25 protein-coding genes are annotated in these 26,837 nt (G+C 42.6%); 21 read left to right on the top strand and 4 right to left on the bottom strand.

Annotation, left to right across the window (positions count from 1 at the left end; all coding sequences use genetic code 11):
* The first annotated feature begins 27 nt into the window (after positions 1-27).
* Positions 28-1,215 carry a M20 metallopeptidase family protein gene (locus ACZ5AE_RS14345; RefSeq protein ID WP_464573397.1) on the top strand — a complete coding sequence of 396 codons (1,188 nt, stop codon included), beginning with the start codon at positions 28-30 and terminating at the stop codon, positions 1,213-1,215.
* Positions 1,216-1,278: 63 nt separating this feature from the next.
* On the opposite strand, the gene ACZ5AE_RS14340 is transcribed toward ACZ5AE_RS14345, so the two are convergent.
* Both ACZ5AE_RS14340 and ACZ5AE_RS14335 read right to left on the bottom strand, forming a co-directional pair.
* On the bottom strand, positions 1,279-3,048 hold the full coding sequence (locus ACZ5AE_RS14340; RefSeq protein WP_464573395.1) for a sensor histidine kinase: 1,770 nt from the start codon (positions 3,046-3,048) through the stop codon (positions 1,279-1,281).
* A 12-nt stretch (positions 3,049-3,060) separates the two neighbouring features.
* A complete protein-coding gene (locus tag ACZ5AE_RS14335; protein ID WP_464573393.1) occupies positions 3,061-3,795 on the bottom strand; it encodes a response regulator transcription factor in 735 nt (244 codons plus the stop codon).
* A 216-nt stretch (positions 3,796-4,011) separates the two neighbouring features.
* Here ACZ5AE_RS14335 and ACZ5AE_RS14330 point away from each other — a divergent pair, with 216 nt between their 5' ends.
* The 19 genes from ACZ5AE_RS14330 to ACZ5AE_RS14240 all read left to right on the top strand — a co-directional run bounded on the left by ACZ5AE_RS14330 (position 4,012) and on the right by ACZ5AE_RS14240 (position 23,203).
* Complete coding sequence (locus ACZ5AE_RS14330; protein ID WP_464573391.1) at positions 4,012-5,028, top strand: ABC transporter ATP-binding protein; 1,017 nt, start codon at positions 4,012-4,014, stop codon at positions 5,026-5,028.
* Complete coding sequence (locus ACZ5AE_RS14325) at positions 5,025-6,017, top strand: ABC transporter ATP-binding protein (RefSeq protein ID WP_464573389.1); 993 nt, start codon at positions 5,025-5,027, stop codon at positions 6,015-6,017. The genes ACZ5AE_RS14330 and ACZ5AE_RS14325 overlap by 4 nt, the downstream gene beginning before the upstream one ends.
* Positions 6,018-6,045: 28 nt before the next feature.
* On the top strand, positions 6,046-6,996 hold the full coding sequence (locus tag ACZ5AE_RS14320; protein ID WP_464573387.1) for an ABC transporter permease: 951 nt from the start codon (positions 6,046-6,048) through the stop codon (positions 6,994-6,996).
* Positions 6,997-7,013: 17 nt separating this feature from the next.
* Entirely contained in the window at positions 7,014-7,928 is a 915-nt protein-coding gene (opp4C, locus tag ACZ5AE_RS14315; protein WP_464573385.1) for an oligopeptide ABC transporter permease, read from the top strand.
* Positions 7,929-8,055: 127 nt separating this feature from the next.
* Complete coding sequence (locus tag ACZ5AE_RS14310; protein ID WP_464573383.1) at positions 8,056-9,687, top strand: ABC transporter substrate-binding protein; 1,632 nt, start codon at positions 8,056-8,058, stop codon at positions 9,685-9,687.
* 253 nt (positions 9,688-9,940) lie between these two features.
* Positions 9,941-10,699, top strand: coding sequence for a 3-oxoacyl-ACP reductase FabG (gene fabG, locus ACZ5AE_RS14305; RefSeq protein ID WP_464573381.1), 759 nt, complete (start codon positions 9,941-9,943; stop codon positions 10,697-10,699).
* Between the two features lie 81 nt (positions 10,700-10,780).
* Positions 10,781-11,557, top strand: coding sequence for a DeoR/GlpR family DNA-binding transcription regulator (locus tag ACZ5AE_RS14300; protein ID WP_464573379.1), 777 nt, complete (start codon positions 10,781-10,783; stop codon positions 11,555-11,557).
* A gap of 81 nt (positions 11,558-11,638) precedes the next feature.
* Positions 11,639-12,901 (top strand): class-III pyridoxal-phosphate-dependent aminotransferase, encoded by a 1,263-nt coding sequence (locus ACZ5AE_RS14295; protein ID WP_464573377.1) that lies wholly within the window; start codon positions 11,639-11,641, stop codon positions 12,899-12,901.
* A gap of 22 nt (positions 12,902-12,923) precedes the next feature.
* Positions 12,924-13,937, top strand: coding sequence for a phosphotransferase enzyme family protein (locus tag ACZ5AE_RS14290; RefSeq protein WP_464573375.1), 1,014 nt, complete (start codon positions 12,924-12,926; stop codon positions 13,935-13,937).
* A complete protein-coding gene (locus tag ACZ5AE_RS14285; protein ID WP_464573373.1) occupies positions 13,924-14,385 on the top strand; it encodes a hypothetical protein in 462 nt (153 codons plus the stop codon). Before ACZ5AE_RS14290 ends, ACZ5AE_RS14285 begins: the two co-directional genes overlap by 14 nt.
* Positions 14,378-15,925 carry an aldehyde dehydrogenase family protein gene (locus ACZ5AE_RS14280; RefSeq protein ID WP_464573371.1) on the top strand — a complete coding sequence of 516 codons (1,548 nt, stop codon included), beginning with the start codon at positions 14,378-14,380 and terminating at the stop codon, positions 15,923-15,925. Before ACZ5AE_RS14285 ends, ACZ5AE_RS14280 begins: the two co-directional genes overlap by 8 nt.
* Positions 15,926-15,946: 21 nt before the next feature.
* A complete protein-coding gene (locus ACZ5AE_RS14275) occupies positions 15,947-16,231 on the top strand; it encodes a BMC domain-containing protein (RefSeq protein WP_213115508.1) in 285 nt (94 codons plus the stop codon).
* 30 nt (positions 16,232-16,261) lie between these two features.
* Positions 16,262-16,951: a phosphate propanoyltransferase gene (gene pduL, locus ACZ5AE_RS14270; RefSeq protein ID WP_464573369.1), complete on the top strand. Its 690-nt coding sequence runs from the start codon at positions 16,262-16,264 to the stop codon at positions 16,949-16,951.
* Positions 16,926-17,255: a BMC domain-containing protein gene (locus ACZ5AE_RS14265; protein ID WP_464573367.1), complete on the top strand. Its 330-nt coding sequence runs from the start codon at positions 16,926-16,928 to the stop codon at positions 17,253-17,255. Before pduL ends, ACZ5AE_RS14265 begins: the two co-directional genes overlap by 26 nt.
* A 28-nt stretch (positions 17,256-17,283) precedes the next feature.
* Positions 17,284-18,222 (top strand): malate dehydrogenase, encoded by a 939-nt coding sequence (gene mdh, locus ACZ5AE_RS14260; protein ID WP_464573365.1) that lies wholly within the window; start codon positions 17,284-17,286, stop codon positions 18,220-18,222.
* 294 nt (positions 18,223-18,516) lie between these two features.
* Complete coding sequence (locus tag ACZ5AE_RS14255; RefSeq protein WP_464573363.1) at positions 18,517-20,118, top strand: APC family permease; 1,602 nt, start codon at positions 18,517-18,519, stop codon at positions 20,116-20,118.
* Between the two features lie 34 nt (positions 20,119-20,152).
* Positions 20,153-21,085: a metallophosphoesterase family protein gene (locus ACZ5AE_RS14250; RefSeq protein WP_464573361.1), complete on the top strand. Its 933-nt coding sequence runs from the start codon at positions 20,153-20,155 to the stop codon at positions 21,083-21,085.
* Between the two features lie 22 nt (positions 21,086-21,107).
* The gene (locus tag ACZ5AE_RS14245) at positions 21,108-22,007 is read left to right on the top strand and encodes an acetamidase/formamidase family protein (RefSeq protein WP_464573633.1); all 900 of its coding nucleotides are present in this window, start codon (positions 21,108-21,110) and stop codon (positions 22,005-22,007) included.
* Positions 22,008-22,093: 86 nt separating this feature from the next.
* Entirely contained in the window at positions 22,094-23,203 is a 1,110-nt protein-coding gene (locus tag ACZ5AE_RS14240) for a DmpA family aminopeptidase (protein ID WP_464573359.1), read from the top strand.
* A 470-nt stretch (positions 23,204-23,673) separates the two neighbouring features.
* Here ACZ5AE_RS14240 and pabB read toward each other — a convergent pair whose 3' ends face one another.
* Both pabB and ACZ5AE_RS14230 read right to left on the bottom strand, forming a co-directional pair.
* A complete protein-coding gene (gene pabB, locus ACZ5AE_RS14235) occupies positions 23,674-25,416 on the bottom strand; it encodes an aminodeoxychorismate synthase component I (RefSeq protein ID WP_464573357.1) in 1,743 nt (580 codons plus the stop codon).
* Positions 25,406-25,987: an anthranilate synthase component II gene (locus ACZ5AE_RS14230; RefSeq protein WP_464573632.1), complete on the bottom strand. Its 582-nt coding sequence runs from the start codon at positions 25,985-25,987 to the stop codon at positions 25,406-25,408. Before ACZ5AE_RS14230 ends, pabB begins: the two co-directional genes overlap by 11 nt.
* A gap of 295 nt (positions 25,988-26,282) precedes the next feature.
* On the opposite strand from ACZ5AE_RS14230, the gene ACZ5AE_RS14225 reads away from it, so the two are divergent.
* A complete protein-coding gene (locus ACZ5AE_RS14225) occupies positions 26,283-26,822 on the top strand; it encodes an NADPH-dependent FMN reductase (protein WP_464573355.1) in 540 nt (179 codons plus the stop codon).
* Positions 26,823-26,837 lie beyond the last annotated feature (15 nt).

Below are 26,837 nucleotides of genomic sequence, written 5' to 3'. Positions count from 1 at the left end.
TTCGTTAACGGTTAGAGGAGGGATATTATGATTGAAAAAGTAGTCGATATCCAGAAATTGATAGAAGCAGTTGAACAAGAAGTAATTGAATGGCGCAGACATTTTCACGAAAATCCAGAGCTTTCTTTTCAAGAATTTGAAACCTCTAATTACGTTTATGAAAAACTGCAATCCTTTGGCAATATTGAAGTTTCCAGGGTAACACCGACCAGTGTCATGGGACGCTTATTCGGCGGCCAGCCTGGCAAAGTCTTAGGGCTCCGGGCAGATATGGATGCACTGCCAATCCTTGAAGAGACTGGATTGCCATTTGCCTCAAAAAATAAAGGTGTGATGCATGCCTGCGGCCATGATGGACATACGGCTATACTCCTTGGTGCTGCTAAAGTTCTGTCGCAGTTAAAGGACGAAATAAAAGGAGAACTCCGCTTTTTCTTCCAGCATGCGGAGGAGCTGAGCCCTGGCGGTGCACAGGAAATGGTGAAGGCGGGGGCAGCTGATGGCATTGACGGTGTGATTGGACTTCACCTCGGTTCACAAGGCCCGATGGGCAAATTCTCGCTCTGTTATGGACATGTGACAGCAGCCTGCGATGATTTTGATATTGTAATTAAAGGTAAAGGCGGGCACGGTTCGGCTCCGGAAGAAACTGTTGACCCAATTGCCATTGGTGTTCAGCTTGTCGATGGAATCAATCAGTTTATTTCTAGAAAAGTCGATGCCAGCCATCGGGCAGTTATTACGGTTGCTCAGTTCCATGGGGGAACGGCCAACAATATCATTCCTGATAAAGTGACATTAGGCGGAACTGTTCGTACGTTTGATCCTGAGGTTCGCAAGCAAATTCCAATTTGGATGGAAAAGTTATTAAAGGGACACACCGAAGCACATGGTGCAGCATATGAATTAAACTATGACTTTGGCTACAGTCCAACTATCAATGAAGAACAAATTACCTCTATGGTTGAAAAAGTTGTTATTGAGACTTTTGGTGAGAACAATTTTGTAAGAGGCACAGCTTTGATGGGAAGTGAAGATTTCTCGGCATTTGCAGAGGCAGCACCAGGATGCTTCGCCTTCTTGGGTGCGGGAAGTCACAACCCTGCTGAAAATTACCCACACCATCATCCAAAATTTGATGTAAAAGAGGAAGCATTGATTCTGGGCGTCCAGTATTTTGTCAAAAGTGCATTGAAGTACCTAAATGAAAATTAAGATGTGAAAGGGACCTGAACACCGGCACGTTAATGTTTAACGCACTGGTGCCAGGCCCATTTTTTATTTGATAGGGATTTTTATGGAAATGGTTGTTCCCCAATTAACTTTGCTGCGGATGACCAGACCGTAGTTGTCCCCGTATGTAAGCAGCAGGCGCTTGTGAGTATTATAAAGGCCGATGTGATCGGATGCTGTATAATTTGACCTCAGCTTCAAGCGGATTTCCTCTAGCCTTGACTTTTTGATTCCCTTGCCATTATCGATGACTACCGCGTAAAGATGTGTCGGGAAGATTCTTATTTTCACCTTTATCGAAAGCTTTCTCCCCAAGCCCGGCAGGCCATGTTGAAGGGCATTCTCTATCAGAGGCTGGAGGAACAGTTTCACTACATAATAGTTTTCAACACCCTCATCAAATTCCCAACACAACACAAACTGGTCCTTGTGTCTGATTTTCTGAATATCCACATAGCTTTTCGTATGCTTTATTTCATCTTTGAAAAAAACTAAACTATCCTTCGCGCTTAAGGAATAGCGAAGGATTTTCCCTAGATTATCAATCATCCCATTGATTTCGTTTGGACGTTGTGTGAGACTTATCACCTTCCAATTTATCGTTTCCAGTGTATTATACAAAAAATGTGGATTTAGTTGAGATTGGTGCATTGATAATTCCAGCGCCTGCATTTTATACTTTCTCTCCGAAAGAAGCACCTTCATATAGGATTGTTCCATAAAATTGGTCAAAATCTTATGGATGATTAGGCTGTGAACATCTGTTACGTCGTTTGGTAAATGGGGAAGGGGTTCACCCTTTTCGGCATTATTTAAGATATTGACAATCGAATCAATTTCGGCAAAATTCTTTTTCGTCAGAAAATAAGCGATAATTCCTCCCACAATAACTGAAGAAAGCAGCAAAACTAAAGTAAGCAAACTCAATTGGTACGGCAGCTTATAAAGAGAACTCCGCGGGATGGTAGAAAAAAACACCCAGCCATATTTTTTTGAGTCCAGCTTAAAAACAGTAGAAGGGGTATTGCCAATGTTCAATTCGTTAATTTCATTAGAAGAGGAAATCATTTCCTTCGTTTCGAATGAGGTTAAATGGACTGGATGATTTTCAAACAGAACCTGTCTATTTTTATCCAAGACCAAAATATTTTGACCGCTCATTTTATATAAGCTGTTTAGATTGTCCTTTACATAATCAGTATTTACATTCAGAATAATGTACCCCAGGTTGCCATTTGCAAGAGTAAAGCTCCGATACAAGGAAATGACCTCAATCTTTTGGTCGGGGAAATCCGCAAGCTTTCGAATGACTGTTCTTCTGTTTGTCCAAACCGTTTCGCCGCTGTTTACCTTGTCAAGCCCCTTATACCAAGAGGTATCATCGAAATTCCCAAGGTCCACCATACCGCCAGTTGTTGAGGTTAAAAATCGTTTTTTATCATTTTCAATATAAATATAAATCGAATCTATGTATGGATGGGCAATAGCAGGAGAGTCGATGGTGTTTTTTAACGACGCCAGTTTAACAAAATCCTCTGGGTCGAGCCATTTTTTCTCGAGCATATTTTGCAAGTCTAGAAATTCCCTGGCACTGGCCGCAATAGTTAAGTTAATAGAATTTACCTCATCGAAAATCATTTCCACATTCATTTGGATTTGATTGAGAAGATTCAGGTTTTCCTGATTAATTTTTTCTTTCAGATATAAATGGATTAGTGTTATCGCAAGTGAACCAAGAATGAGTATAGGAATCAGCATGGGAATCAGCAGTTTGCTTAAATTTTTAATAAAAAAGGAACGTTTTAAAGAGTCCATTGGAATCAGACCTTAATTTAGCCGATATTCCTTTGGGCTGACCCCAAAATATTTTCGGAACGCACGTGTGAAATTCTTGGCATTGCTGTATCCGACCATTTCACTTACCTCATAGGCTTTGTACTTCATTTCTTTAATTAATTTTGCTGCTTCTTCCATTTTGACTTGAAAAAGAAAATCAGAGAAATTGACATCTGTTTTTTGTTTAAAATATTTACTTACATAATGGGGGTTCATATAAACGACTTTAGCAGCCTCATCCAGGGTGGCATTTTTAAAATTGGTTTTCACATAATCTTTAATTTTATTAATAATTGGATCATCATCGTCTTTTAGTTTTGCAGATACCGTTTGGGTGGAGGCTGGAATTCTTTGGTCAAGTTCTTTCTTGATTTGTGTAAATGCTTCTGTTATTTCAGAGAAGTTTGTTGGTTTTAGAATATAATTTTTGACCCCGTACTTAATAGCGGACTGGGCATAGTGAAACTCTTGGTAACCGCTTAAAAATACAGTCAGCACAGGGGAGTTTTGCTCGTGCATTTCCTTTATGATCTCAATGCCGGTCATGATCGGCATTTGGATATCGCAAAGCAAAACGTCTGCATTTCCCTCTGATACGAGCTCCAGGGCTTCTTTCCCATTTGCTGCTTCCCCAATTACTTCGAATCCAAGTTCAGTCCACGGAAAATAGTTTACCAGGCCGTGCCGGATTTCATATTCATCATCAGCAATAACTAATTGGTACATATAGCACCCCCTAAAACATTATTTTAATATTCAAAATATACTATACTTTAAGATTATCAACAAGCTTAACTCTATTTTTGTTTGTCAAGTAATGATACGAAATGTCAATTCAGGTCCCTTTTTTTCACACTGCCATTTTTATTAAAATGATGTTAACCGAGTAGAATGTTCGGAAAATTTACAAAATTAATACTTTCTAGAAAGAGGGGTGAAGGGATGAAACCTTTACTGCAAGTAAACCAAGTACAAATTGCATTTGAATCAGACAAAGATGAAGTGGTTTCAGTAGAAGAGGTGAGTTTTTCAGTTAACCCTGGAGAAACCATCGGCATTGTTGGCGAGTCCGGCTGCGGAAAAAGCGTAACCTCCTTATCTATTATGGGTTTGCTAGGAAAAAACGGAAAGGTGAAAAAGGGCCAGATTCTTTTCGAAGAAGAAGACCTTACAAAAGTATCCAATCAGCGTATAAGAGATATCAGGGGAAATGAGATATCGATGATCTTTCAGGAACCGATGACCTCATTAAACCCCGTTTTTACGATTGGCAACCAAATGGTTGAGGGAATCAAGCTTCACTTAAAAATGAATCCAAAGGCTGCTAAGGAATACGCCATTGAAATGTTAAAAAAGGTTGGAATACCAAGGGCGAATGAGATTATGAAGGAATACCCGCATGCATTGTCAGGCGGAATGCGGCAAAGGGTGATGATTGCGATGGCGCTTGCCTGCAAGCCAAAGCTTTTGATTGCGGATGAACCAACAACCGCCCTGGATGTAACGATTCAGGCGCAAATTCTCGAATTGATGAAAACCCTGCAAAAGGAATCTAATACGGCCATTATGCTGATTACCCATGACCTAGGGGTAATTGCGGAAACAGCCGACCGGGTAATTGTCATGTATGCCGGACAGGTTGTCGAGGAAGCAGATGTATTCACGCTATTTAAAGAGCCAAAGCATCCTTATACCCAAGGGTTAATGGCCTCCATTCCGCATTTGGAGTATGAAAGTGAACAACGCCTAGCTTCAATCCCTGGTTCAGTACCAAGCATCAAACAGATGCCAGCAGGCTGCCGGTTCCATACCCGCTGCCCATATGCAACGGAACGTTGCGAGCAGGAACAGCCTAGACTTAAAAGTGTTCAAGCAGGACATATAGTAAGATGCTGGTTAACGGAGGAAGACGGTTTAAGGACAAACTCCGATCAACCAAAGGAGGAGATATTCACATGACCACCATGATTGAAAAAGAAACAACTCCTTTACTAAAAGTAGAAAAATTAAAAACCTATTACCCTATTAAAAAGGGTGTTTTTTCGAAAACGGTTGGTCACGTTAAGGCAGTAGATGGGGTCGACTTTTATATTAACGAGGGTGAAACACTCGGATTGGTAGGAGAGTCGGGCTGCGGGAAATCAACCATCGGGAAAACGCTTGTCAGGCTGGAAAATGCCTCAGAGGGTAAGGTGTATTTTCAGGAGAAAGAAATCACCACTGCTAACAGAGATACGATGAAAGGTCTGCGCCGGGACTTGCAAATTATTTTTCAAGACCCATATTCCTCTCTGAATCCAAGGAAAAGAATCAAGGATCTCCTTGAAGAACCGATGAGAATTCATCAAGTAGTTGAAAAGGGAAAAATTCCTAAACGAGTAGACGAGCTTTTGGAACTGGTCGGTCTGCCGAAAAGCTATAAAAATCGCTACCCGCACGAATTCTCCGGCGGCCAGCGGCAGCGGATCGGAATTGCCAGAGCCTTGTCCCTAAATCCAAAACTAATCATTTGCGATGAGCCGGTATCTGCATTGGATGTATCCATTCAGGCACAAATCCTAAATTTATTGAAGGATCTTCAAAAGGAATTTAACCTTACTTATTTGTTTATTGCTCATGGATTAGGAGCTGTTAAGTATATCAGCGACCGGATTGCAGTGATGTATTTAGGAAGAATTGTCGAGGTTGCAAAAACGGAAGAAATTTTCAAAAATCCGCAGCATCCTTATACAAAAGCGTTGTTAAGCTCTTATCCGATACCGAACCCTGAATTAAGATCGAAAGAAAGAATCATTATAGCTGGCGATGTGCCAAGCCCAGCTAACCCACCGAGCGGCTGCAGCTTTCATACCCGATGCCCGATTGCAACGGCGATTTGTCGGGAGCAAAGACCTGTTCTCAAAGGAAAGGAACATAGTATTGCTTGTTTTGCTGTTAACGATGCATAAATTTTAGTTTTTGAAAGAGGGTGAAAATTTGGTTCCCTATATTATCCGCAGACTTTTAATTGCCATCCCCGTGTTATTTGGGGTTATGGTTGTCAATTTTATCATTATTAATATGGCGCCGGGAAACCCGGTTGATATGTATGTCGACCCCAATTCTTCACCTGAACTCTTGGAGATGAGGAAGGAACAGCTGGGCTTGAATGATCCGCTTTACATTCAATTTTTCCATTGGCTTGGTAATCTTGCACAAGGCAATTTAGGCTACTCCTTTTCAACCTATGAACCAGTATCAAAGATGATTTTCGAAAGGCTTGGCCCAACATTTGAACTAATGGGACTTGCCCTTCTAGTCGGGTTAATCATCGCCCTGCCGCTTGGGATTTTAAGTGCAGTCAAGCAATATAGCAAACTTGACTATTTGGCGACAGGGACCTCGTTCTTTGGAATTTCGATCCCTCATTTTTTCTTAGGCTTGGGCCTTATTTATATCTTTGCCGTCCAATTGCAGATTCTACCTGCAGGGGGCATGTCGACCCTCGGCAGTGAAGATAATTTCTTTGATAAGGTGCAGCATTTAATTCTCCCGGTGGTTGTGCTTGCAGTCGGAATTTCAGGACAATATGTCCGCTATGTCCGGGCAAGTCTCTTGGAGGTCCTTGGCCAGGATTATTTACGGACTGCGAGAGCAAAGGGATTAAAGGAATTTGTTGTTACCAATAAACACGCTTTAAAAAATGCTTTGATTCCGATTATTACGATCATCGGTATGGAGATTCCTTTCTTGCTTGGCGGGGCGGTCATCACCGAACAAATATTTCAATGGCCGGGAATGGGACAGTTGACCATTCAGTCGATCATGTCCAGGGATTATCCAACACTGATGGCTCTTAATCTACTAACAGCTTTTATGGTACTGTTTGCAAATCTATTAACAGATATTGTTTATTCGTTCGTTGACCCTCGCATTAAGTATAAATAGGAAAGGAGGAACAAGGGATGTCATTGCTTGAAACAAATCTCAAAAAAGAAGTAGAACCTCCCATTTCCCATCTAGAGACTGGGGGAGAGGAAACCCCCTTACAACTTATTGTCAAACGTTTTATGAAGCATCGTTTGGCGGTAGCAGGCAGTATTTTGATGTTATTAATCATCCTGATCGCGATATTTGCACCGGTTATTGCTCCAAAGGATCCGTATCAGGTTTATGACGAGTTCTCTGCACCGCCATCTGCTGAGCACTGGTTAGGAACCGACCAAGTCGGCCGAGATCTTTTCACCCGTCTTATCTATGCTTCAAGGGTCTCGATGGCAGTCGGACTAGGGGCAGTACTTATTTACACCCTTATTGGAACAATCCTAGGTGCGGTTTCCGGCTATTTTGGCGGATGGGTCGATATTGTATTAATGCGATTGACAGACGTCTTCATGTCATTCCCAGGATTGATGTTAATTCTTGTGGTAGTTAGTATTTTGGGGCCAAGCCTATTTAATATCATCTGGATTTTGGGACTCCTCGGCTGGCCAGCTGTTGCCAGATTGGTTCGCGGAACGGTACTTTCGCTGAAACATGTTGATTATGTCAAATCGGGCGTTGTGCTTGGGTTAAGTACACCAAGGATTTTATTCCAGCATATTTTACCGAATGCGATTGCACCGATACTTGTCCAGGCTACATTTGGCATAGCAGCAGCCATTATCGTAGAAGCATCTTTAAGCTTTCTCGGGATGGGGGTACAGCCGCCGACAGCAAGCTGGGGGAATATGCTTACAGATGCCCAATCTTTAACGGTATTAACCGACCAGCCGTGGCTATGGGTTCCTCCTGGGGTTATGATTGTCCTGGTCGTATTAGCCATCAATTTTATCGGTGATGGCCTGCGGGACGCTCTGGATCCGAAAACATTGAAGTAACTTTAAAGTATTTAGCGCATTAACGCAGTGGGGGTCATCCCCTCATCACATTAATGCGTTAAACAATTGGAGGCCTTGCCCCCAATGATATATCGCAATCCAATATCAAACGAGAAGAGGGACGTGAATGAAGAAGCTAAAAGGAAAATTTTTAACGGTTTTATCGGTTGCTTTATTATTATTTTTAAGTGCATGTTCAGGTTCTAATAATGCATCAAGTACAACGAAGGAAAATGGGAAGAGCGGCGGCTCAGGACAATTTGGTGATACCATTGTCGTAGGTGTTTCAAACGCTATTGGTGCGATCAATCCGATTAATACCCGTGACTTGGGTGCCATCACATTGGCAAATATTCTATTTGATCCTTTCTTTGAACCAGATGAAAACATGAAATTTCAAAATAAATTAGCAGAAAGCTTTGATACAAAGGATAACCAAGCGTTTACGATTAAAATCAATTCAAAGGCAAATTGGACAGATGGAAAACCTGTTACATCTGAGGATGTTAAATTTACGTTTGACCTGCTGGCAAATCCTGTCGTTCAAAGCTCCGGCTTGAAAACTCTTAATGTGATTGATGGCTTAGATGAAAATGGCCAGCTTCCTAAAGGAGAAAAGACAGTTAAGGGGATTGAAGTGGTTGATGACAAAACTTTTGTCATTCACACGAAGAAACCGACTGACCCGAACTATATAAAAGGGAGCTTAATCAATTTCCGAGCTGTACCAAGCCATATTTTGAAGGATAAAGATCCGGCAACACTTCATCAAGATCCATTTATGTTAAAACCAACGGTTTCCAATGGCGCCTATACACTCGTTAATTTCAGCGGGGAATCAAGTGTAGAACTTAAGGCCAACCCAGATTATTATCGCGGTGCACCAAAAACAGCAAAGCTTTTCTTTAAGGTGGTTCCGCAGGCAAATATAACAGCGCAGCTGCAGACCGGTGAAATTCATATCAACTATCCTTCTACCGGCGCAATTGCGATTCAAGATATTGAAAAAGTGAAAAATATGGCGAATGTCACAACAAATGATCCAAAGGGCTATGATTGGCAGGAAATCTACCTGAATACAAAAACCTTTGATCAGAAGATGCGCCAAGCGATCGCTTATGCGATTAACCGTCCGCAACTTGTTGAGAAGCTTTTAAAAGGAAAAGCAGAAATCATTGATGGACCGTACACAAGTATTCATCCATATTTTGATAAAGACATTAAGAATTACCAGTATGATCCAAATAAAGCTAAGAAACTTATTGCAGAATCCGGCTGGGATAAAAGCAAGCCAATTCGTGTCAATGTTCCAATCGGGAACCAGGTTCGTGAGCAATCCGCCGTTATTATTGCAGAAAATTTAAAAGCAGTAGGGCTGAACGTTCAGGTTCAAAAGTTCGATTTCCCAACGCATATGCAAAAAGGTGCTAAGCATGACTTTGATATTATGTTCCTAGGAATCCCGTACCAAATTGATCCGGATGTAAGTACATTCTATGCCACTGGTGCAACCTATAATTTTGCTGACTATAGCAATCCTGAGCTTGATAATTTGTTAACGCAAGGTAAATCAGAACCAGACCCAAAAAAGCGCAGAGTGATTTATGACAAAATCCAAGAAATCCTTCACGAGGATCTACCAACATTCTCACTATATTCTGACTACCTACAGGGAGCTGTAAATAAGAAAGTCAAAGTAGGACAACCAAAGCAATTCGGCATGTTCTATAATGTGCATGAATGGCAGATTGAAAAATAAAAAAAATAATAGACTTGGATTATTACAGCATCAGCCTTAGTGGCTGCATGCTGTTTTTTTTGCGCTGTTTCCCTAAACAAATTAGCAGAATAAATAAACTGAATAATCCGTCCCAGCCTATCATACACATTACTATCTTCCAAAATCCACAACAATTCACATGACATTCCACAACTTCATGCAATTTGGATATTTGTATTTTGTTGTTTTAATAAAAGCCCATTCAGATTTAAATGGTAAAGGAGCTGTTAAAATGTATAATTCATTGCAGGGTAAGACGGTAATCGTTACGGGTGGCAGCAAAGGGATTGGGAAAGGAATTGCCCGAGTATTTGCCAGGCATGGTGCGAATGTAGCGGTTGTGGCCCGAGACTTGGAGGCTGTCCAAGCGTGTGCAGCTGAACTTAGCGGTGAGAGTGTAAAGGTTGTGGCATTCCAAGGTGACGTCCAAAATCGTGATTCGATGAAGGCTGTAGCGAAAGAGGTCCATGAAACATTTGGCGGTATTGATGTTTTGTGCGCAAATGCCGGGATTTTCCCTTCCGCATCCCTTGAGTCAATGACAAATGAAGACTGGGATACTGTGATGAATACCAATGCAAAAGGGACATTCCATGCGGTACAAGCGTGTATCCCTTATCTGAAACAGGCGGAATACGGAAGGATTGTCATCACTTCCTCCATAACCGGTCCAGTTACCGGATATCCAGGCTGGTCTCACTATGCAGCGAGCAAAGCCGCACAATTAGGATTTATGCGGACTGCCGCGCTGGAGCTTGCGGGTGAGCAAATCACCGTCAATGCAGTGCTGCCAGGGAATATCCTGACAGAGGGTCTCGAAGGAATGGGGGATGACTACCTTGAAGAAATGGCCACCGCCATCCCAATGAAAAAGCTTGGCACTGTCGAAGACATAGGCTATGCGGCCCTATTTTTGGCCACCAAGGAAGCAGGCTTTATCACTGGGCAGACCATCATTGTCGATGGGGGACAAATATTACCGGAAAATTAACTTCCAGTTATTTTTTGCAAAACTAACACCTTTAAAAAAGAGGAAAGGTTCCAATTCTGTGCTTAGTAGGTGGTACTTGATATGTCTTTATCCTATGAAGAACGAAAAACAACCATAATGGAATCTTTAGAAAAAGAAGACAAGGTCCAGGTGCGCGTCCTGGCCGCTCTTCTCCAGGTTTCCGATGAAACAATCCGCCGTGACCTGGACCGACTTGAAAAGGAAGGATATTTGAAAAAAGTATATGGCGGTGCCATCAAAAATAAGATTCATAGCTGGGAACTGCCCTTTGATGAAAAAACAACGATTAACCAAAAAGAGAAACGGGCCATTTGTAAGGCGGCAGCAGACTTAGTGGAAGATGGCGACATCATTATGATCGGCAACGGGACGACCCCGCTCGACATGATCCCGTTCCTTTCGGATAAACAAGACATCACCCTGATTACTCACTCTGTTCCCGTCATGCTTGGAGCCATGGACAGTTTTAAAGGCCGAGTCATTTTTATTGGCGGCGAAATTGAAAGAAACCAGAAATATATGAGCGGCCCGCTCTCCGAACGGATGCTGGAAATGCTTCGCGCCGATAAAGCCTTTGTTTGTGCAGGCGGGATTTCCATTGCCAACGGAATTACCGATTATGATATCAGCGGATCAAGCATCTCTCGGAAAATGATGGACCGTGCTGAAGAAGTCATTGTTCTTGCTGACCATTCTAAGTTTGGAAATACGACGTTTGCTTATATGTGTTCCATTACAGATGCATCTAAGATTATCACGGATCAAAGCTGCCCCGAAGAATGGAAAAAAATAATCTCAGCACGGGGTGTTGAATTAATCGTGGCAAATGATGCTTAAGAGAGTACCCGAATTCCCAAAGTTAATGACATCATAACAGTCCTTTCAAAAATGTTTTAAAGAGAGATGAGGAGAAATCATATGATTGAATTTGGAAGTAAAAAAACCGTCCTTGACCGCTCCATCCAATGGTGGAACCCAGGGAAAACCAGCCAATGGCAAAAAGACGGCATTGACTTGGTGATGGGGAAACGGGAAGGGTATTACTTTTATGATATGGAAGGCAAAAAATTAATGGATGTCCATTTAAATGGCGGGACTTATAATCTTGGTCACCGCAATCCAGAAATTATTGCCACTTTGAAAGAAGCATTGGATGAATTCGATATCGGTAATCACCACTTTCCGGCCATGACTCGTGCACGCCTTTCTGAAAAACTCTCACAATGTACACCTGACAGCCTTCACTATTCCATTTTATCGGCAGGCGGAAGCGAGGCGATTGATGTAGCCTTGAAATGTGCCCGCTATGCAACGAAACGTAAGAAAATTGTTTCTATTATAAATGGCTACCACGGTCACACAGGCCTCGCCGTCTCATTGGGAAATGAACGGTATTCCCGAATGTTTCTAAGTGAGGGTGACCCGTCGGAATTTATTCATGTTCCCTTCAATGATTTGGATGCTATGGAACGGGCACTCGGAAATGAAGATGTCGCCTGTGTCATTATCGAAACCATCCCTGCAACCTATGGGTTCCCGCTGCCGGAACGCGGCTATCTATCAGCTGTAAAAAAGTTGTGTGAAAGATTCGGGACTTTATACATCGCAGATGAAGTACAAACTGGTTTAATGCGGACTGGTAAGCTTTGGGGGATTGAACATTATGGGGTCGAACCGGATATTCTCGTGACCTCTAAAGGCTTTAGCGGGGGAATTTATCCAATTGCTGCAACCGTCGTCAGCAAACAAGCCGGGAATTGGATGAATGAAGATGGTTTTGCACATATTTCGACCTTCGGGGGATCAGAATTAGGCTGTATTGTGGCCCTGAAGGTTCTTGAAATTTCGCATCGTAAAGAGGTTCAGCAAAACGTTGATTTTGTGGCCCGATACTTGCGGACTGGATTAGAAACCATTAAGAAACAGCATCCAGACTTTTTTGTCGGCATCCGTCAACTGGGTGTGGTGATGGGGCTTGAATTCAACCATCCGCAAGGTGCCATCTTTGTGATGCAGGAGCTGTACAAAAATGGCGTTTGGGCCATTTATTCCATGCTCGATAACAGGGTCCTTCAATTTAAACCTGGTTTGCTTTGCGATAAAGAATATTGTGATGAGTTACTGTCAAAATGCGAGGCCAGCATCAAACAGGCAGCGAAAATGGTCTATAGCTATAGTTAACTAATTGAAAGGAGTAATGATCATGAGCAGCTCCTCAATTGATCCATTACAGGAATCATTGGAAAAATTTAATCAAATTGCTAATGCCGCCATTCCTTCCTACACTTTTTTATCGCAGCCTACTATTCAACTATTAAACTATTCCGAAAATGCTACTTATCTTATTAGAGACACTGCAGCCAAGGAAAAATATATTTTGCGGGTGGGCCGCCCAGGGTATCACACAAAAATAGAAGTGGAAAGTGAACTAGAGTGGTTAAGGTCGATTGATCAACATTCGTCTATCCAGGTTTCTTTGCCGGTGTCCGGGGTGAATGGTGAATATATTCAAGTCGTCAACCATGAAAATATAGACTACCACTGTACACTTTTCAAGTTTTTAGATGGAGAGGCACCAAATGAAGACAACGAGGATGAGCTAATCGGCCAATTTGAAATGCTTGGTGCGATTACAGCCCAGCTGCATGAACACAGTATTGCCAATTGGGAACAACTCCACAAAATCCGAAGGCTTACTTGGGATTACGATTCCATTCTTGGCCAATCTCCAAAATGGGGCAGATGGCAGGATGGACTGGCGATGACGCCAGAGCGGGCAGAATTGTTCACTAAAGTGTCCGAAAAGATAAAAACAAACTTGGAGCGATTTGGTAAAGCCCCGACCCGTTACGGCCTCATCCATTCCGATTTACGGCTTGCAAATCTTTTAGTGGAGAGCGGCCAAATTAAGGTAATCGATTTTGATGATTGCGGATTTGGCTGGTATTTGTACGACCTTGCCACTTCATTAAGCTTTATTGAGCATAAGCCATATGTACCGGCACTCATAGAATCATGGTTAAAAGGCTATCGAAGTGTCCGTCCGCTCTCGGAGGAGGAAGAAAAGGAAATTCCAACCTTTATTTTGATGCGGCGGCTTCAGCTAATTGCCTGGGTTGGCAGCCGCGATAATGAGACAACACGAGAATTGGGTAGTGGCTTTACAGAAGATACCGATGAATTAGCAGAAAAATATTTACGAGATGGAAAAATATAAGAAACCTCAGGTAGTTTTAGGTGGTGAAACAATGGATGCTGAATTGGTAGAAAAGATTACCAGATTAGTTCTTTCGAAACTGGAAGAATACGCTGGTCCGTCCCAATCCAACGGTTGGAACACAAGTCCTCAGGAAGAAATCGAAAGACCGGATTATCCACCGTTGTCAGATTATGATTTAAAAAAATGGAAAGAAATTTCTTCGGCTATAGGTTTTTCTAAGGAAAGAACCCACCTCACTCCCCTGTCAGAGGAGGAAATCAACATTTGGAATAATATTTCCGCTTCAATTGGTTTTAACAGAAGACCACAGGCAGAAGCGGACCAGCTGTCTGATCATTCCCCCTTAACGGAGGAAGAACTATTAAGTTGGCAACGTTTAGGGTCTAAGACTCAAAGTTTGAAACAGGGACTAGGTCAGGTGAAATTTTTCCCGCATCATGATTAACAAGTTAGATGAAGGGAGGGAGTATGATTTTGAGATGGATACAGATTTGAATTCTATTCAGGAAATGAAGGAAGCTGTAAGCAGGGCAAAGGAGGCGCAAGCAAGGTTTCAGGAATTTACCCAGGAACACGTCGACCACATCGTCAAGCATACAGCGCAAGCAGCCTATCAAGCCTCTGAAAGATTAGCGCGAATGGCCGTTGAGGAAACGGGAATGGGGGTGGTTGAACATAAAAAAATTAAAAACGAATTAGGTTCAATGGGAGTCTATGAATCTATAAAAGATGAAAAAACGGTAGGTATCATCAGAACAGACAAAAAAGAAAAAATCACGGAAATCGCCTGCCCATTCGGGGTCATCGCCGGTATCATCCCTACGACGAACCCTACCTCGACAGCATTTTTTAAAACACTTATTTCATTAAAATCGCAAAATGCGATTGTCGTCAGCCCGCATCCTTCGGCGGTAAAATGTACGGTGGAGGCGCTTAGAGTTTGCCGGGATGCCGCCATTGAGGCAGGCGCACCTGAAGGGTTAATCGGCTGGATCAGCAGACCGACAATGGCAGCAACGACGGAACTGATGCACCATCAGGATATTCAACTGATTCTGGCTACAGGAGGCGGCGGTCTGGTCAGGGCCGCGTACAGTTCGGGTAAACCCGCCTACGGTGTCGGGCCTGGGAATGTTCCTGTTTATATTGATCGTTCAGCCAATATCAGCAAAGCAGTCAAGATGATTGTTGATAGCAAGACGTTTGATAATGGCACGATTTGTGCGACCGAACAGGCGATTGTTGTCCACAAAAACGTGAAAGAAATGACGATAAGAGAATTAAAAAACAATGGTGCCTACTTTTTATCTGGTTCGGAAAAGGCATTGGTCGAAAATGTGATTTCTCCGACACGTGGAAAATTGAATCCAGCCATTGTTGGAAAACCTGCCATAAAAATTGCCCGCATGGCTGGTGTGGAGGTTCCGAATGAGACACGGTTATTGATTGCCGAAGAAAGTCTGATTGGAAAGGAAATCCCTTTTTCGATTGAGAAACTTTCTCCAATTTTCGCTTTATATACAGCAGCTGATGTGGAGGAGGCGAAAAGAATCTGCCAGGAATTATTGAATATTGGCGGCAGGGGGCATAGCCTCGCCCTTCATACGAATGACGAGAGTACTGCCAGAATGTTTGGCCTCGAAATGCCCGTTTCTAGAATTTTAGTAAATACGCTGGCTTCAATCGGGGCTGCGGGGGCAACGACAGGATTGACCGCCTCGCTTACATTAGGGTGCGGGTCATACGGCGGAAACATTACCGGGGACAACATCACGGCACGGCATTTGATCAATATTAAACGAATTGCTTACGGAATAAAGGATGTCTCCATTCCCAAGCCCGTCCAATCGATTGAAAAAGTCGACAGCAGTGAGAAAATCGTCGAGCAAGTATTGAAAATGACGAGCAAAAACCGAATGGAAATAGACGAAGAAATGATTACTCAGTTAGTCAAGAGTGTATTAGAACAAAATCAAAAATCTTAGTTCATTTAGGAGGAAGATGGCATGGCAATAAATGGCGCACTTGGCATGATTGAAACTAGGGGATTAGTAGCTTCATTGGAAGCAGCGGATGCGATGGTTAAGGCTGCCAATGTAAATCTTGTGGGAAAGGTCCATGTTGGGGGCGGAATTGTGACTGTATTAGTAACTGGTGATGTTGGAGCAGTTAAAGCTGCAACAGAAGCAGGCAGTGAAGCAGCGCAGCGTGTGGGCGAACTTCTCTCAGTTCATGTCATTCCAAGGCCGCATACTGAACTGCAGCTGGTATTACCGAAGATTGAGGGATAATTCCAGAGATGAAAAAATGAGGTAAATAGGATGAAGGAAGAACTTACACAACGGATTGTTGAGGAAGTGATAAGGCGGCTGCAGCAGAAACCTCATGAGGTAGCCAGTATTCCTATTGGTGTATCGGCACGGCACTGTCACTTACAGGAAAAGGATTTGGAATTCCTATTTGGCAAAGGTTTTCAGTTAACGAAAAAGGCTGCATTATCACAACCCGGGCAGTTTGCCGCTTCCGAAACCGTGATGATTGCTGGCCCGAAGGGGAGTATTGAAAGAGTTCGGGTTCTTGGGCCATTACGGAGGGAAACACAGGTAGAGGTAAGTCAAACTGACGCGATAAAACTTGGATTAAAGCCTCCCATACGAGAATCAGGGGACTTGGAGGGATCTTCGCCGGTAACTATTATCGGCCCGAATGGCAGTCTATTTTTAGAAAAAGGATTGATCATCGCCCAGGCACATATCCATATGCCATTAGAGCAGGCAGCCCAATTTGGTGTGGAAGATGGGGAATATGTCGCCGTGGAAGTTGATCATCAAATTCGGCCTATCAGATATGAAAGGGTGCAGATTCGAGTTTCACCAAAATATATTTTGGAAATGCATATCGACACAGATGAAGCGAATGCCGGATGTATTGTAAGCGGGCAGACAGGGAAATTGGTAAAAAGAGATGGGGAAGAGGTGAGGCGAGTTGGCAAAAGCTTTAGGAATGATTGAAACTAGAGGGCTCGCTACTTCCATTGAAGCATTGGATGTGATGGTAAAAACCTCATTTGTCCAACTTGTCAAACAAAATATGGTCGACCCGGCCCTCGTGACAATAGTGGTCGAAGGGGATGTCAGCGCGGTAAAGGCAGCAGTTGATGCAGGGGTAGAAACTGCCAGAAAAAAAGGAGCGTTAATTGCCTTTAATGTGATCCCCCATCCTGATGGAAGCCTGCCGCAGCTATTAATGGAACAGCCCATTACTAGAAAACAAGAAGCTAAAATAGATTCGAACTTAGAATCAAAAACGGAGTAGATAAGACCGTTGAGTAAGGAGGTCATGTATGTCCTTCACACGGAAAAAGTTTGCAGTCATAGGAGCAGGAAATACTGGTACGACAATCGCTCTCATGCTTGCGCAAAAAGAATTGGGGGACATTGTCTTATTAGATATCCCTGGTCAGGAAAATCCAACAAAAGGGAAAGCATTGGACCTTCTCCAAGCAGGTCAGGTCCAGAAATATGATTCTATGATAATAGGATCCTCTGATTATGGGGATATAAAAAATGCTGATCTAATCATTATTACAGCAGGGGTCGCCCGTAAGCCCGGCATGAGCAGGGATGACTTGGTTATGATCAATGCCAAAATTATCAGGGAAGTGTCTGAGCAAATTGCCGCTTATGCTCCTAACAGCTATGTTTTAGTCCTGAGCAATCCAGTTGATGCCATGACCTATGTTTGCAACAAAACTACCGGGTTTCCTAAAAACAGGGTGATTGGGCAGTCGGGAGTGCTCGATACAGCCCGGTTCAATACCTTTGTTGCACAGGAATTAAATGTTTCAGTGGAGGATATATCCAGCTTTGTCCTGGGCGGGCATGGTGATACGATGGTTCCCTTGGTCCGTTTTTCGTACGCAGGTGGAATCCCCTTAGAACGTATTCTTTCTGCTGAAAAAATTGCCGAGATTGTAGAACGGACACGCAATGGCGGCGGCGAAATTGTAAGTCTCCTTGGCCAGGGCAGCGCTTATTACGCACCTGCTGCGGCCATTGTACAAATGGCCGAGGCAATCGTGAAGGATAAAAAAAGAATCCTCCCTTCCATTGCTTATTTGGAAGGGGAATATGGGTATAAGGACATTTACTTAGGAGTCCCTGCGATTCTTGGCGGAAAGGGTATTGAAAGTATTATAGAATTGCCGCTCACAGCTGATGAAAAAGCAGGCATGGACGTTTCCGCTCAAGCCGTAAAATCGCTGATAAAATTGTTAGATTAATTTTTTCAAGAGGAATTTAATCTCAAGGGGGTGACTGCCAGGAAGATCCTCTTTTCTCAGGAAACAAGTCGTCTTTGATGTGGATAGGTTCGCCACTGTGTTTTTCTAATATTTTGGCTCTTTTCTATATTTGCCGCTATTGGGAGTTCGCAAATAAAAGTGATAGATTCGCAAATTCAATCTAAAAACCCTCCGAAAGAAGTATAAAATTATCCTTTTTAAAGCCAGCTCTCAAAGAAATCCGCAGCAATATATAAAAACAGCCGATATTTTTAAGGAAAGAAGGGTGAAACGATGTCTAAAGCAGGTCTAGCATTGTTTGAACAGAAGTCAACAGGTGGAATTGCCAGGCAGATCAGTCCAATTGACACGATGATTTATTCCGCTGCCAACCCGGGATTGATGTTCGCACTCGTGTATATAATGTGGGCACCATTTTTATATCCTGGTGCTCATATGGTATGGGCGATTTTGACGGTAGCGCAGATGTTTATTATCGCCGGCCTTTATTGGCTGCTTTCAGTCTCGATGCCGCGCTCGGGCGGAGAATATATTTATATAAGCAGGATTCTGCATCCGTCGCTTGGGCTGATGGCAAGTTTTATGATAACGTTTACATCGATTTCTTGGACTGGAATTCTGTTGAATTGGATTATCAAATGGTCGATCGTTGAATTCTTCTATTCGATTGCACTCATCAACGGAAATGACGAAACATGGCTGGGACTGGCCGAGTTTTTCAACGGTAATATCATGCATGCGATTATTGGAACTCTTCTTTTGGCGTTCATTTACTTTATCTATTATAAAGGAACCAAATGGATGGTGAGGCTGGCATATTTAACTCTCGGAGCAACGTTGGTAGGAGCCGTCGTCTTTATCATTGCCAACCTTATTACCGGGCAGGGAACATTTGCGGCCAATTTTACAGAAATGACAGGATTGGCCTATGGCGATGTGATCAAATTAGCGGCTGCAGACGGCTATACAACGAAATTCCTATTTGGGGCTACTGTGATGGCCGGTTCTACCTACATCATTCTCAATACACTTGGTTCTACCTTTGGCGCTAACCTCGCTGGTGAAGTCCGTAACGTGCAGAAATCACAGCTTCTAGCCTTATTTGGCTCGCTAGCAATTTTAATGGTAGTTTGGGCAATTTTCTATGCGATGTCTTATATTAACTTCGGGGATATTTGGTCGAATAGCTTGTATTATCTTTACAATGCCGGCCATGAGGCCTATCCGTTTAAGGGATATGATCCATTTATCACCATCATGATTGGAATTATGACGAAGAGCCCTGTGTTTGTCTTTTTGATTGCTATCTGTTTCGCAGTGGCGACCTTTGGCTCAGCGGCGGGCCTTGGATTCGGACCTTCACGAAATATTGTCGCGTGGTCATTTGACCGCTTGATTCCCAGCAAATTTATGGAACTCAACAAGAAAACGAATTCCCCAACCTACGCCTTAAGAACGGTCATCATCGGTGCCTGGTTTTTCTTAATGCTCGATATTTTCATGCCTTCTTGGACGGCTAATATCGCGTACACCATTTTCACTTGGTTCTTAGCTTGGATTTTCCTAGGGATTTCCGGAATTGTCTTTTCAACCCGCAAGAAGATTTTGTTCAACTCCTCACCGCCAATTGTAAAAACAAAATTTTTAGGAATGCATTTAATCACCATTCTAGGCTGGTTAACCCTGGCAATCAGTGTATCAATTTGTTACTATCTTCTGATTCCGTTTTTAAGAGGCGACTTGCCATTCACCATGATTGTAGTATCGCTCTGCTTAATGTTTATCCCAATTATCGTCTATTTCGTGATGAAGCGGTCCCATGCGAAGAAGGGAATCGATATCGATATTCAGTTCCAGGAGATACCTTCGGATTAAATAAACATTTAAAAAATGTAGCGGGGTGAGGTATGTGAAAGTTTTTTATGCGGCAGATCTGCATGGCGCTGAAACAGCCTTTCGAAAATTCACGAATGCCGGGAAGTTTTATAAAGCTGACTTAGTCATTTTCGGAGGGGATTTTACCGGAAAAATGGTTGTTCCGATTATAGAAAAATCCGGCGTTTATACTTGCCGGTATTACGGCTCAACCGTCAAAGTGAAAAATGAGAAGGAATTGCCAGACTTGGAGCGAAATCTTAGGGATGCCGGATTCTATCCCTTCTTAGTTTCAGAGGAAGAATTGAATCGTTTAAACGAAAATGATGCCGAGCAGATCATCAAAGAAAAGCAGATTGAAGTCCTGCAGGAGTGGATTCGCTTGGCAGATGAGCGATTTTCAGCTGCGGGAATTCCCTGCATCATGATTCCTGGAAGTGTCGATGATTTTTATTTAGATGAACAGATCAACGCGGGAAGTTTTATCGCAAACGGTGATGGAAAAATTATTGAAGTAAACGGGTTTGAAATTCTCTCTGTGGGCGGCGGAAAGCCTAGTGTGTTTAAGTACCCGCGTGAATTTAGCGAGGAAGAATTGGCAGCGAAAATCGAACAATTGGCCGCGCAGGTGAAGGACATGAATCGCTGCATTTTTAATATTCATATCCCTCCTTATGATACTGACTTAGATCAAGGAACTTTATATGATGATGAATTAAAGCCAGTGCTTGATGGGGATTCCCTGGCAACCGGTCCAACAGGTAGTAAAGCGGTGCGCGAGGCGATAGAAAAATACCAGCCGCTCTTATCCTTGCACGGGAATGTTCATGAAAGCCGCGGTGTGACGACATTAGGGAGAACCATTTGCATTAACGCCGGTACGGACTATGATCAAGGCTTGCTCAGGGGTGCTTTGGTCGATGTCGATACTGATGGCAAGGTATCTTATACGCTGACAGCAGGTTAATTTTAATAGGGGAGTTGTAATGATGGAAATAATTCGCAAGGAACAAGCGGTACTGACGATGTCAGCTAAGAATCCGCCTGTTAAAAAGGTGCAGCCGGGCAGTAAAGTTGTGTTTGAGACGTACGACTGCTTTAGCAATCAAATACAAAGGGAGGACCAGCTTTTCAGCTCAGTCGGCTGGGAACAGATCAACCCTGCCACAGGTCCTTTGTATGTAGAAGGGGCAGAACCAGGGGACATCTTAAAAGTGGAAATAATGGATATTAAAATCGAGCAAAAAGGTGTCATGACGACGACGCCTAAGCTTGGTGTTTTACGGGATTACGTGTCGGGGGAAACGACAAAAATTATTTCAATCCAAGACGGAAAGGCTATTTTTAACGATAAAATTCATATTCCTATCAAACCGATGATTGGTGTGATTGGTACAGCGCCTGTAGGGGAGGAAATCCCAACCGGTACACCGGGTGAACATGGAGGAAATATGGATTGTAAACAGATCATCAAAGGCTCGACTCTTTATTTACCGGTAAATGTCCCGGGCGCCCTTCTATCGATGGGCGATCTTCACGCCGTGATGGCGGACGGGGAGATTGTCATTTGCGGTTTGGAAATACCAGGGGAAGTAACCGTCAAGGTGGATGTTTTAAAAGAGGAATCTTATCCATTGCCAATGCTCGTAAGCGAAGAGAAGTTAATTGCCATCGCTTCGGCAGAAACTTTAGATGATGCCGCGAAACAGGCTACTGTCAATATGCATCAGTTCTTAGTTCAGCAGCTTGGAATTGATGTTGATGAAGCAGGCATGCTTCTATCCTTAGTGGGTGACCTTAGAATTTGCCAAATTGTTGACCCGCTCATGACTGCCAGGATGGAGATTCCACAGTGGATCCTGGATAAATACGAATATAAAATAAAGTAAGAACAAGCTGAGGGGGCCGCTGCACTCTGTAAATCTTAATGAGTGGATTGAGCCCTCTTTTGTTCGCAGTAAGGAGAGTTGTAAATATGAGAAAAAAGCGTGCTCGTGATCTCGGCCTGCCATTCCCAGGTGTGACAGGAGAAAATAATGCTTTGACCGATGTACCGGGAGTAGAAGTTGGTTTTACAACCATTATTGAAGGGGAAGGGCCGGTTCAAATCGGCAAAGGCCCTATTCGTACTGGAGTGACGGCCATCCTGCCCCGCGGAAAAAAAGATACGATGCAGCCAATTTGGGCGGGTTTTTACAGTTTAAATGGAAATGGTGAAATGACGGGAGTTCATTGGGTGAATGATGCCGGATATTTCTTAAGCCCAATTTGCATCACCAATACTCATTCAGTAGGTATGGCTCATCATGCTGCGACAAAATGGATAATCAACCATTATGGTGATCAGTTTAGCAATGAACATTTATGGGCTATGCCCGTCATTGCCGAAACCTATGATGGTGTCCTAAATGACATTAACGGACAGCATATTTCTGAAGAGCATGTACTTTCGGCAATTGAAAAAGCAAAATCGGGACCCGTTGCCGAAGGAAATGTTGGCGGGGGAACAGGGATGATTTGCTACGGGTTTAAAGGAGGTACAGGTACTTCCTCTCGAATTGTTACCATCAACGGCCAGACATATCATATAGGGGTTCTTGTCCAAGCCAATTTTGGTTTACTTGAGTGGCTTACAATTCTAGGTGTCCCGGTTGGAAAACATATGATGAAGGACAAACTATTTGATAAAGAGCAAGGCTCCATTATTGTCATTATTGGGACTGATATTCCGATGCTTCCCCATCAGCTAAAGCGGATTGCCAAACGAGCAGCGATTGGGATTGGGAGAAGCGGCAGTCCTGGGGGAAATAGCTCAGGTGATATATTCTTAGCATTTTCCACAGCAAATGAAATGGAGATTCCTCAATCATCACCGGAAAAGCTAAAAATGGAGTTTGTAAATGACGAAGTATTGGACCCCACCTATGAGGCCGTATGCCAGGCAGTTGATGAATCTGTCGTAAATGCCTTAATTGCAGCCGAAACAATGACAACCGTTAAACCTTATGGAAAAAAGGTCGAAGCAATTGACCATCAAGAGCTATTGCGGATTATGAAGGAGTATAATAGAGTCCAACCAACTTAAAGTGGAATGCTGATATTTTGATCTATGTGCTCGAACCTCTGATTTTTTGGAGAGATGGGGCACGTAGAAAGGTTCTATCTCCCTGAACTTTTGATTTTTGGGAGCATTGGGGCACGTAGAAAGGTTCTATATGCCTAAACCTTTGATTTTTGGGAGCATTGGGGCACGTAGAAAGGTTCTATTTGCCCGATCCTTTGATTTTTTGGAGAGATGGGGCACGTAGAAAGGTTCTATGTGCCTAAACCTTTGATTTTTAGAAGCATTGGGGCACGTAGAAAGACTCTATCTGCCCGATCCTCGGATTTTTCGGAGAGATGGGGCACGTAAAAAGGTTCTATCTGCCCGATCCTCGGATTTTTCGGAGCGATGGGGCACGTAGAAAGGCTCTATCTGCCCGATCCTCGGATTTTTTGGAGAGATGGGGCACGTAGAAAGGCCAGCGGAAGTCAGACCTTCGCTGCTTTAATTTTTTATAAAAATTGTACTTCCAGCCATTTTCTTACACTGTTGATAAACCAGACCTTTGTGCATTTTTCAAGGTCAGCAGTGGTTAACTTCTTTTCTTGGATTTCACCATTTTTAAGTAGTTCATTTCGAAATGTGCCTGCCAATAAGCCGCTATTAACCGGGGGAGTATATAACACTCCGTCTATTTCTAGTACAACATTCCCGTTTGTAAATTCTGTTAGCTCACCGTCCTCGTTCCAGAGAAGTACATCAAAAGCTTCAACAGGCTTCCTAGTTTGGAATTGAGTATAGATATCGCGACTGGTTGTTTTATGGTACAGGAAAATATGATCCCGGTTCACTGGTTTATCAGCAAGGACCGCATTCACAAACGGCCCCATTTGATTTATAGAAACCCCTTCAATTATTATCTGCCCGCACTTATCCAATAGAACTCGAACCTTCCATTGACCACTATTATGCCTGTTTGCAAAATCATCCAAAGACTTTTGGACGACATCCCTATCAATCTGGAAACCGAAGTATTCCGCTGAATTTTTCAAGCGGGTAAGATGCTCATCTAACAAAAAGTAAACTCCATCCTCTAATAACAGGCTTTCCAGCAATTGAAACTCCGGACTGTCCGCTTCAAGCAAACTTGATTTAGCCAGAATTTCTTCATACTCGCCATCAGAAGTAGAATCCCAAGTGATTCCACCGCCAACTCCGTAGGTCGCCTTACCCGAAAGATGTTCAATCAAAACAGTTCTGATCGGAACATTAAAAATTGCCTCCTTGTGCGGGGTGATATAACCGATCGCTCCGCAATAAACATCACGTGGTTCTGTTTCTAAGTCAGAAATGATTTTCATTGTGCTTATCTTAGGTGCACCTGTTATGGATCCGCATGGAAAAAGGGCCTTAAAAATATCATAAACATTGATAGTATCAACAACCTTTGCCGTTATCGTGGAAGTCATTTGATGGACAGTTGGATAACTTTCAATTTCAAAAAGCTTGGGTACTGATACAGTACCCGCTTCCGCGATCATTCCTAAATCATTTCGCAACAGGTCAACAATCATGAGGTTCTCGGCCCGGTTTTTTTCCGAATGAAATAGCCAGTTCGCGTTCGCTTTATCCTCCTCAAATGTTTTTCCTCTTTTTATCGTTCCTTTCATCGGTCGGGTAGTGATACTACTGCCCTGCCAGTGAAAAAACAATTCAGGAGAGGCTGATAAAATACTATGTTCACCGGTATTTATGTAAGCACAATAATTTGAAGACTGGGCCTTTTTTAGCTTTTCAAAAAAAGCAAGATCATCTCCTTGAAAGTTTGAGCTTAACCGAATCGTATAGTTGGTCTGGTATGTATCTCCGCATTCAATCGCTTGTTTTATGAAATCTATTGCTTGATAATACTGGTCCATATTAACGGAAGGGACCCAGTCAGTATGTGTATAAGTACTGTTACTGCTATACTGCTGATTTAACGGCTCTTGAAATATTCCAAACCAAAGCAATGGAAATGTGCTTGCATTGGTTACCTTAAAAGCAGAATCGAAGGCGGGTGCACTTTCGTAAGAAAGAAACCCTGCTGCATAATAGCCCTTGTCAACCCATTCTTGCAGGCGTTGAAAGTTGGATACCACTTCGTCGATGGAATGAGCCGAAATCACTTCCAATGGCTTTTGAAATGTATATGGCTTAATGTTTCCGGATGAATCCGCAAATTCGAAGGTTAAAAGAGGAGCTTTATGTTTCATTTATCTTTTCCTTTATAAAAAAATTTTGCAGCATTTCCATTCCGTTTTCCGTCATAATGGATTCCGGATGGAATTGAACGGCTTCCACTTTATATTCCTTATGGCGAAGGGCCATAATTTCCCCGTCCTCACTTCTGGCACTAATCTCTAAGCTGGAGGGGAAGGAGGATTCTTCGACAATTAATGAATGATATCGTGTGACTTGAAATGGTGAAGGCAGTCCTGTGAAGACACCACGTTTATCATGCCTGATGAAGGAAATTTTTCCATGCATGGGTTTAGCCGCTTTAATAATGTTTCCACCAAATGCTTGGGCAATGATTTGATGCCCGAGGCAGACACCTAATATAGGAATGTCCTGATGAAATCTTTTTACAACATCTAAACAAAGACCCGCGGTATCAGGATTACCTGGCCCTGGAGAAATCAAAATAGAATCCGGCTTCATCAATTCTATTTTTTCCAACGTTAGCTGGTCATTGCGAATCACGACTACGTCTTCGCCAATATTTCGTATGTATTGGACTAAGTTAAATGTAAATGAATCATAGTTGTCGATAACTAAAATCACTGTATTTACTGTCACCACCTAAATTTATATCATAAGTACATTTCAAATAAGAGTATACAGTCACAATAAGGAATTAGTAAACATGTCCTGTTTTTTCAGCGTAACCTAAAAAAACAATTTTCAACTTCTTGCATGAATTGAGTATTTTACCAATATTGAAATAAGCAAATAGTCCTATTGGCGCAAGAAATCGTCATTTTGCTTTGATGCACCTTTGTTGAAAGTTAAATTTATTATACCTATAATCTTTTAAGTAAACGTTTTTAAATTAGATAAAGAGGTGTGTGACTGGAAAATGAAATTCGTAGCAATTGTGGGAAGTTTGCGAAAAGGTTCTTATAATAGGGGTTTGGCGGAAACGATTAAGGAAAGGTTTACTCAAAATTTTGAACTAGAGATTCTTGAAATCGGACAACTTCCGCATTATGACCAAGATGCTGAAAATAATCCTTCTGAAGCAGTAATTGAGTTTAAAAGGAAAGTTAAAGAAGCAGATGGTGTTATTATCGTTACTCCTGAATATAACTGGTCTATTCCTGGCGTGTTAAAAAATGCGCTTGATTGGCTGTCTCGCGTTGATAAAGTATTGATTGGAAAACCGGTTATGACTGCCGGCGCAGCTACTGGCATAGCTGGAACGCTGCGTGCCCAATTGCATATTCGTCAAATCTTGACAGCACTGCAGGTGAAACTGCTGCCACCTGCTGGAAACGAAATTATTATCAATTTGGCTGCATCTAAATTTGATGAAGAAACTGGTCTTCTAAAAGATGAAGCAACACTGAAATTTGTCAGCGATGTCGTAGAACGATTCGTTGCTTTTGTAAAAGAATAAGCTCATTTAAACAGT

This window comes from Neobacillus sp. S1227, assembly GCF_055385255.1.
Note: the sequence above shows the minus strand (reverse complement) of the source record. Positions and strands in the feature narration are given on the sequence as shown.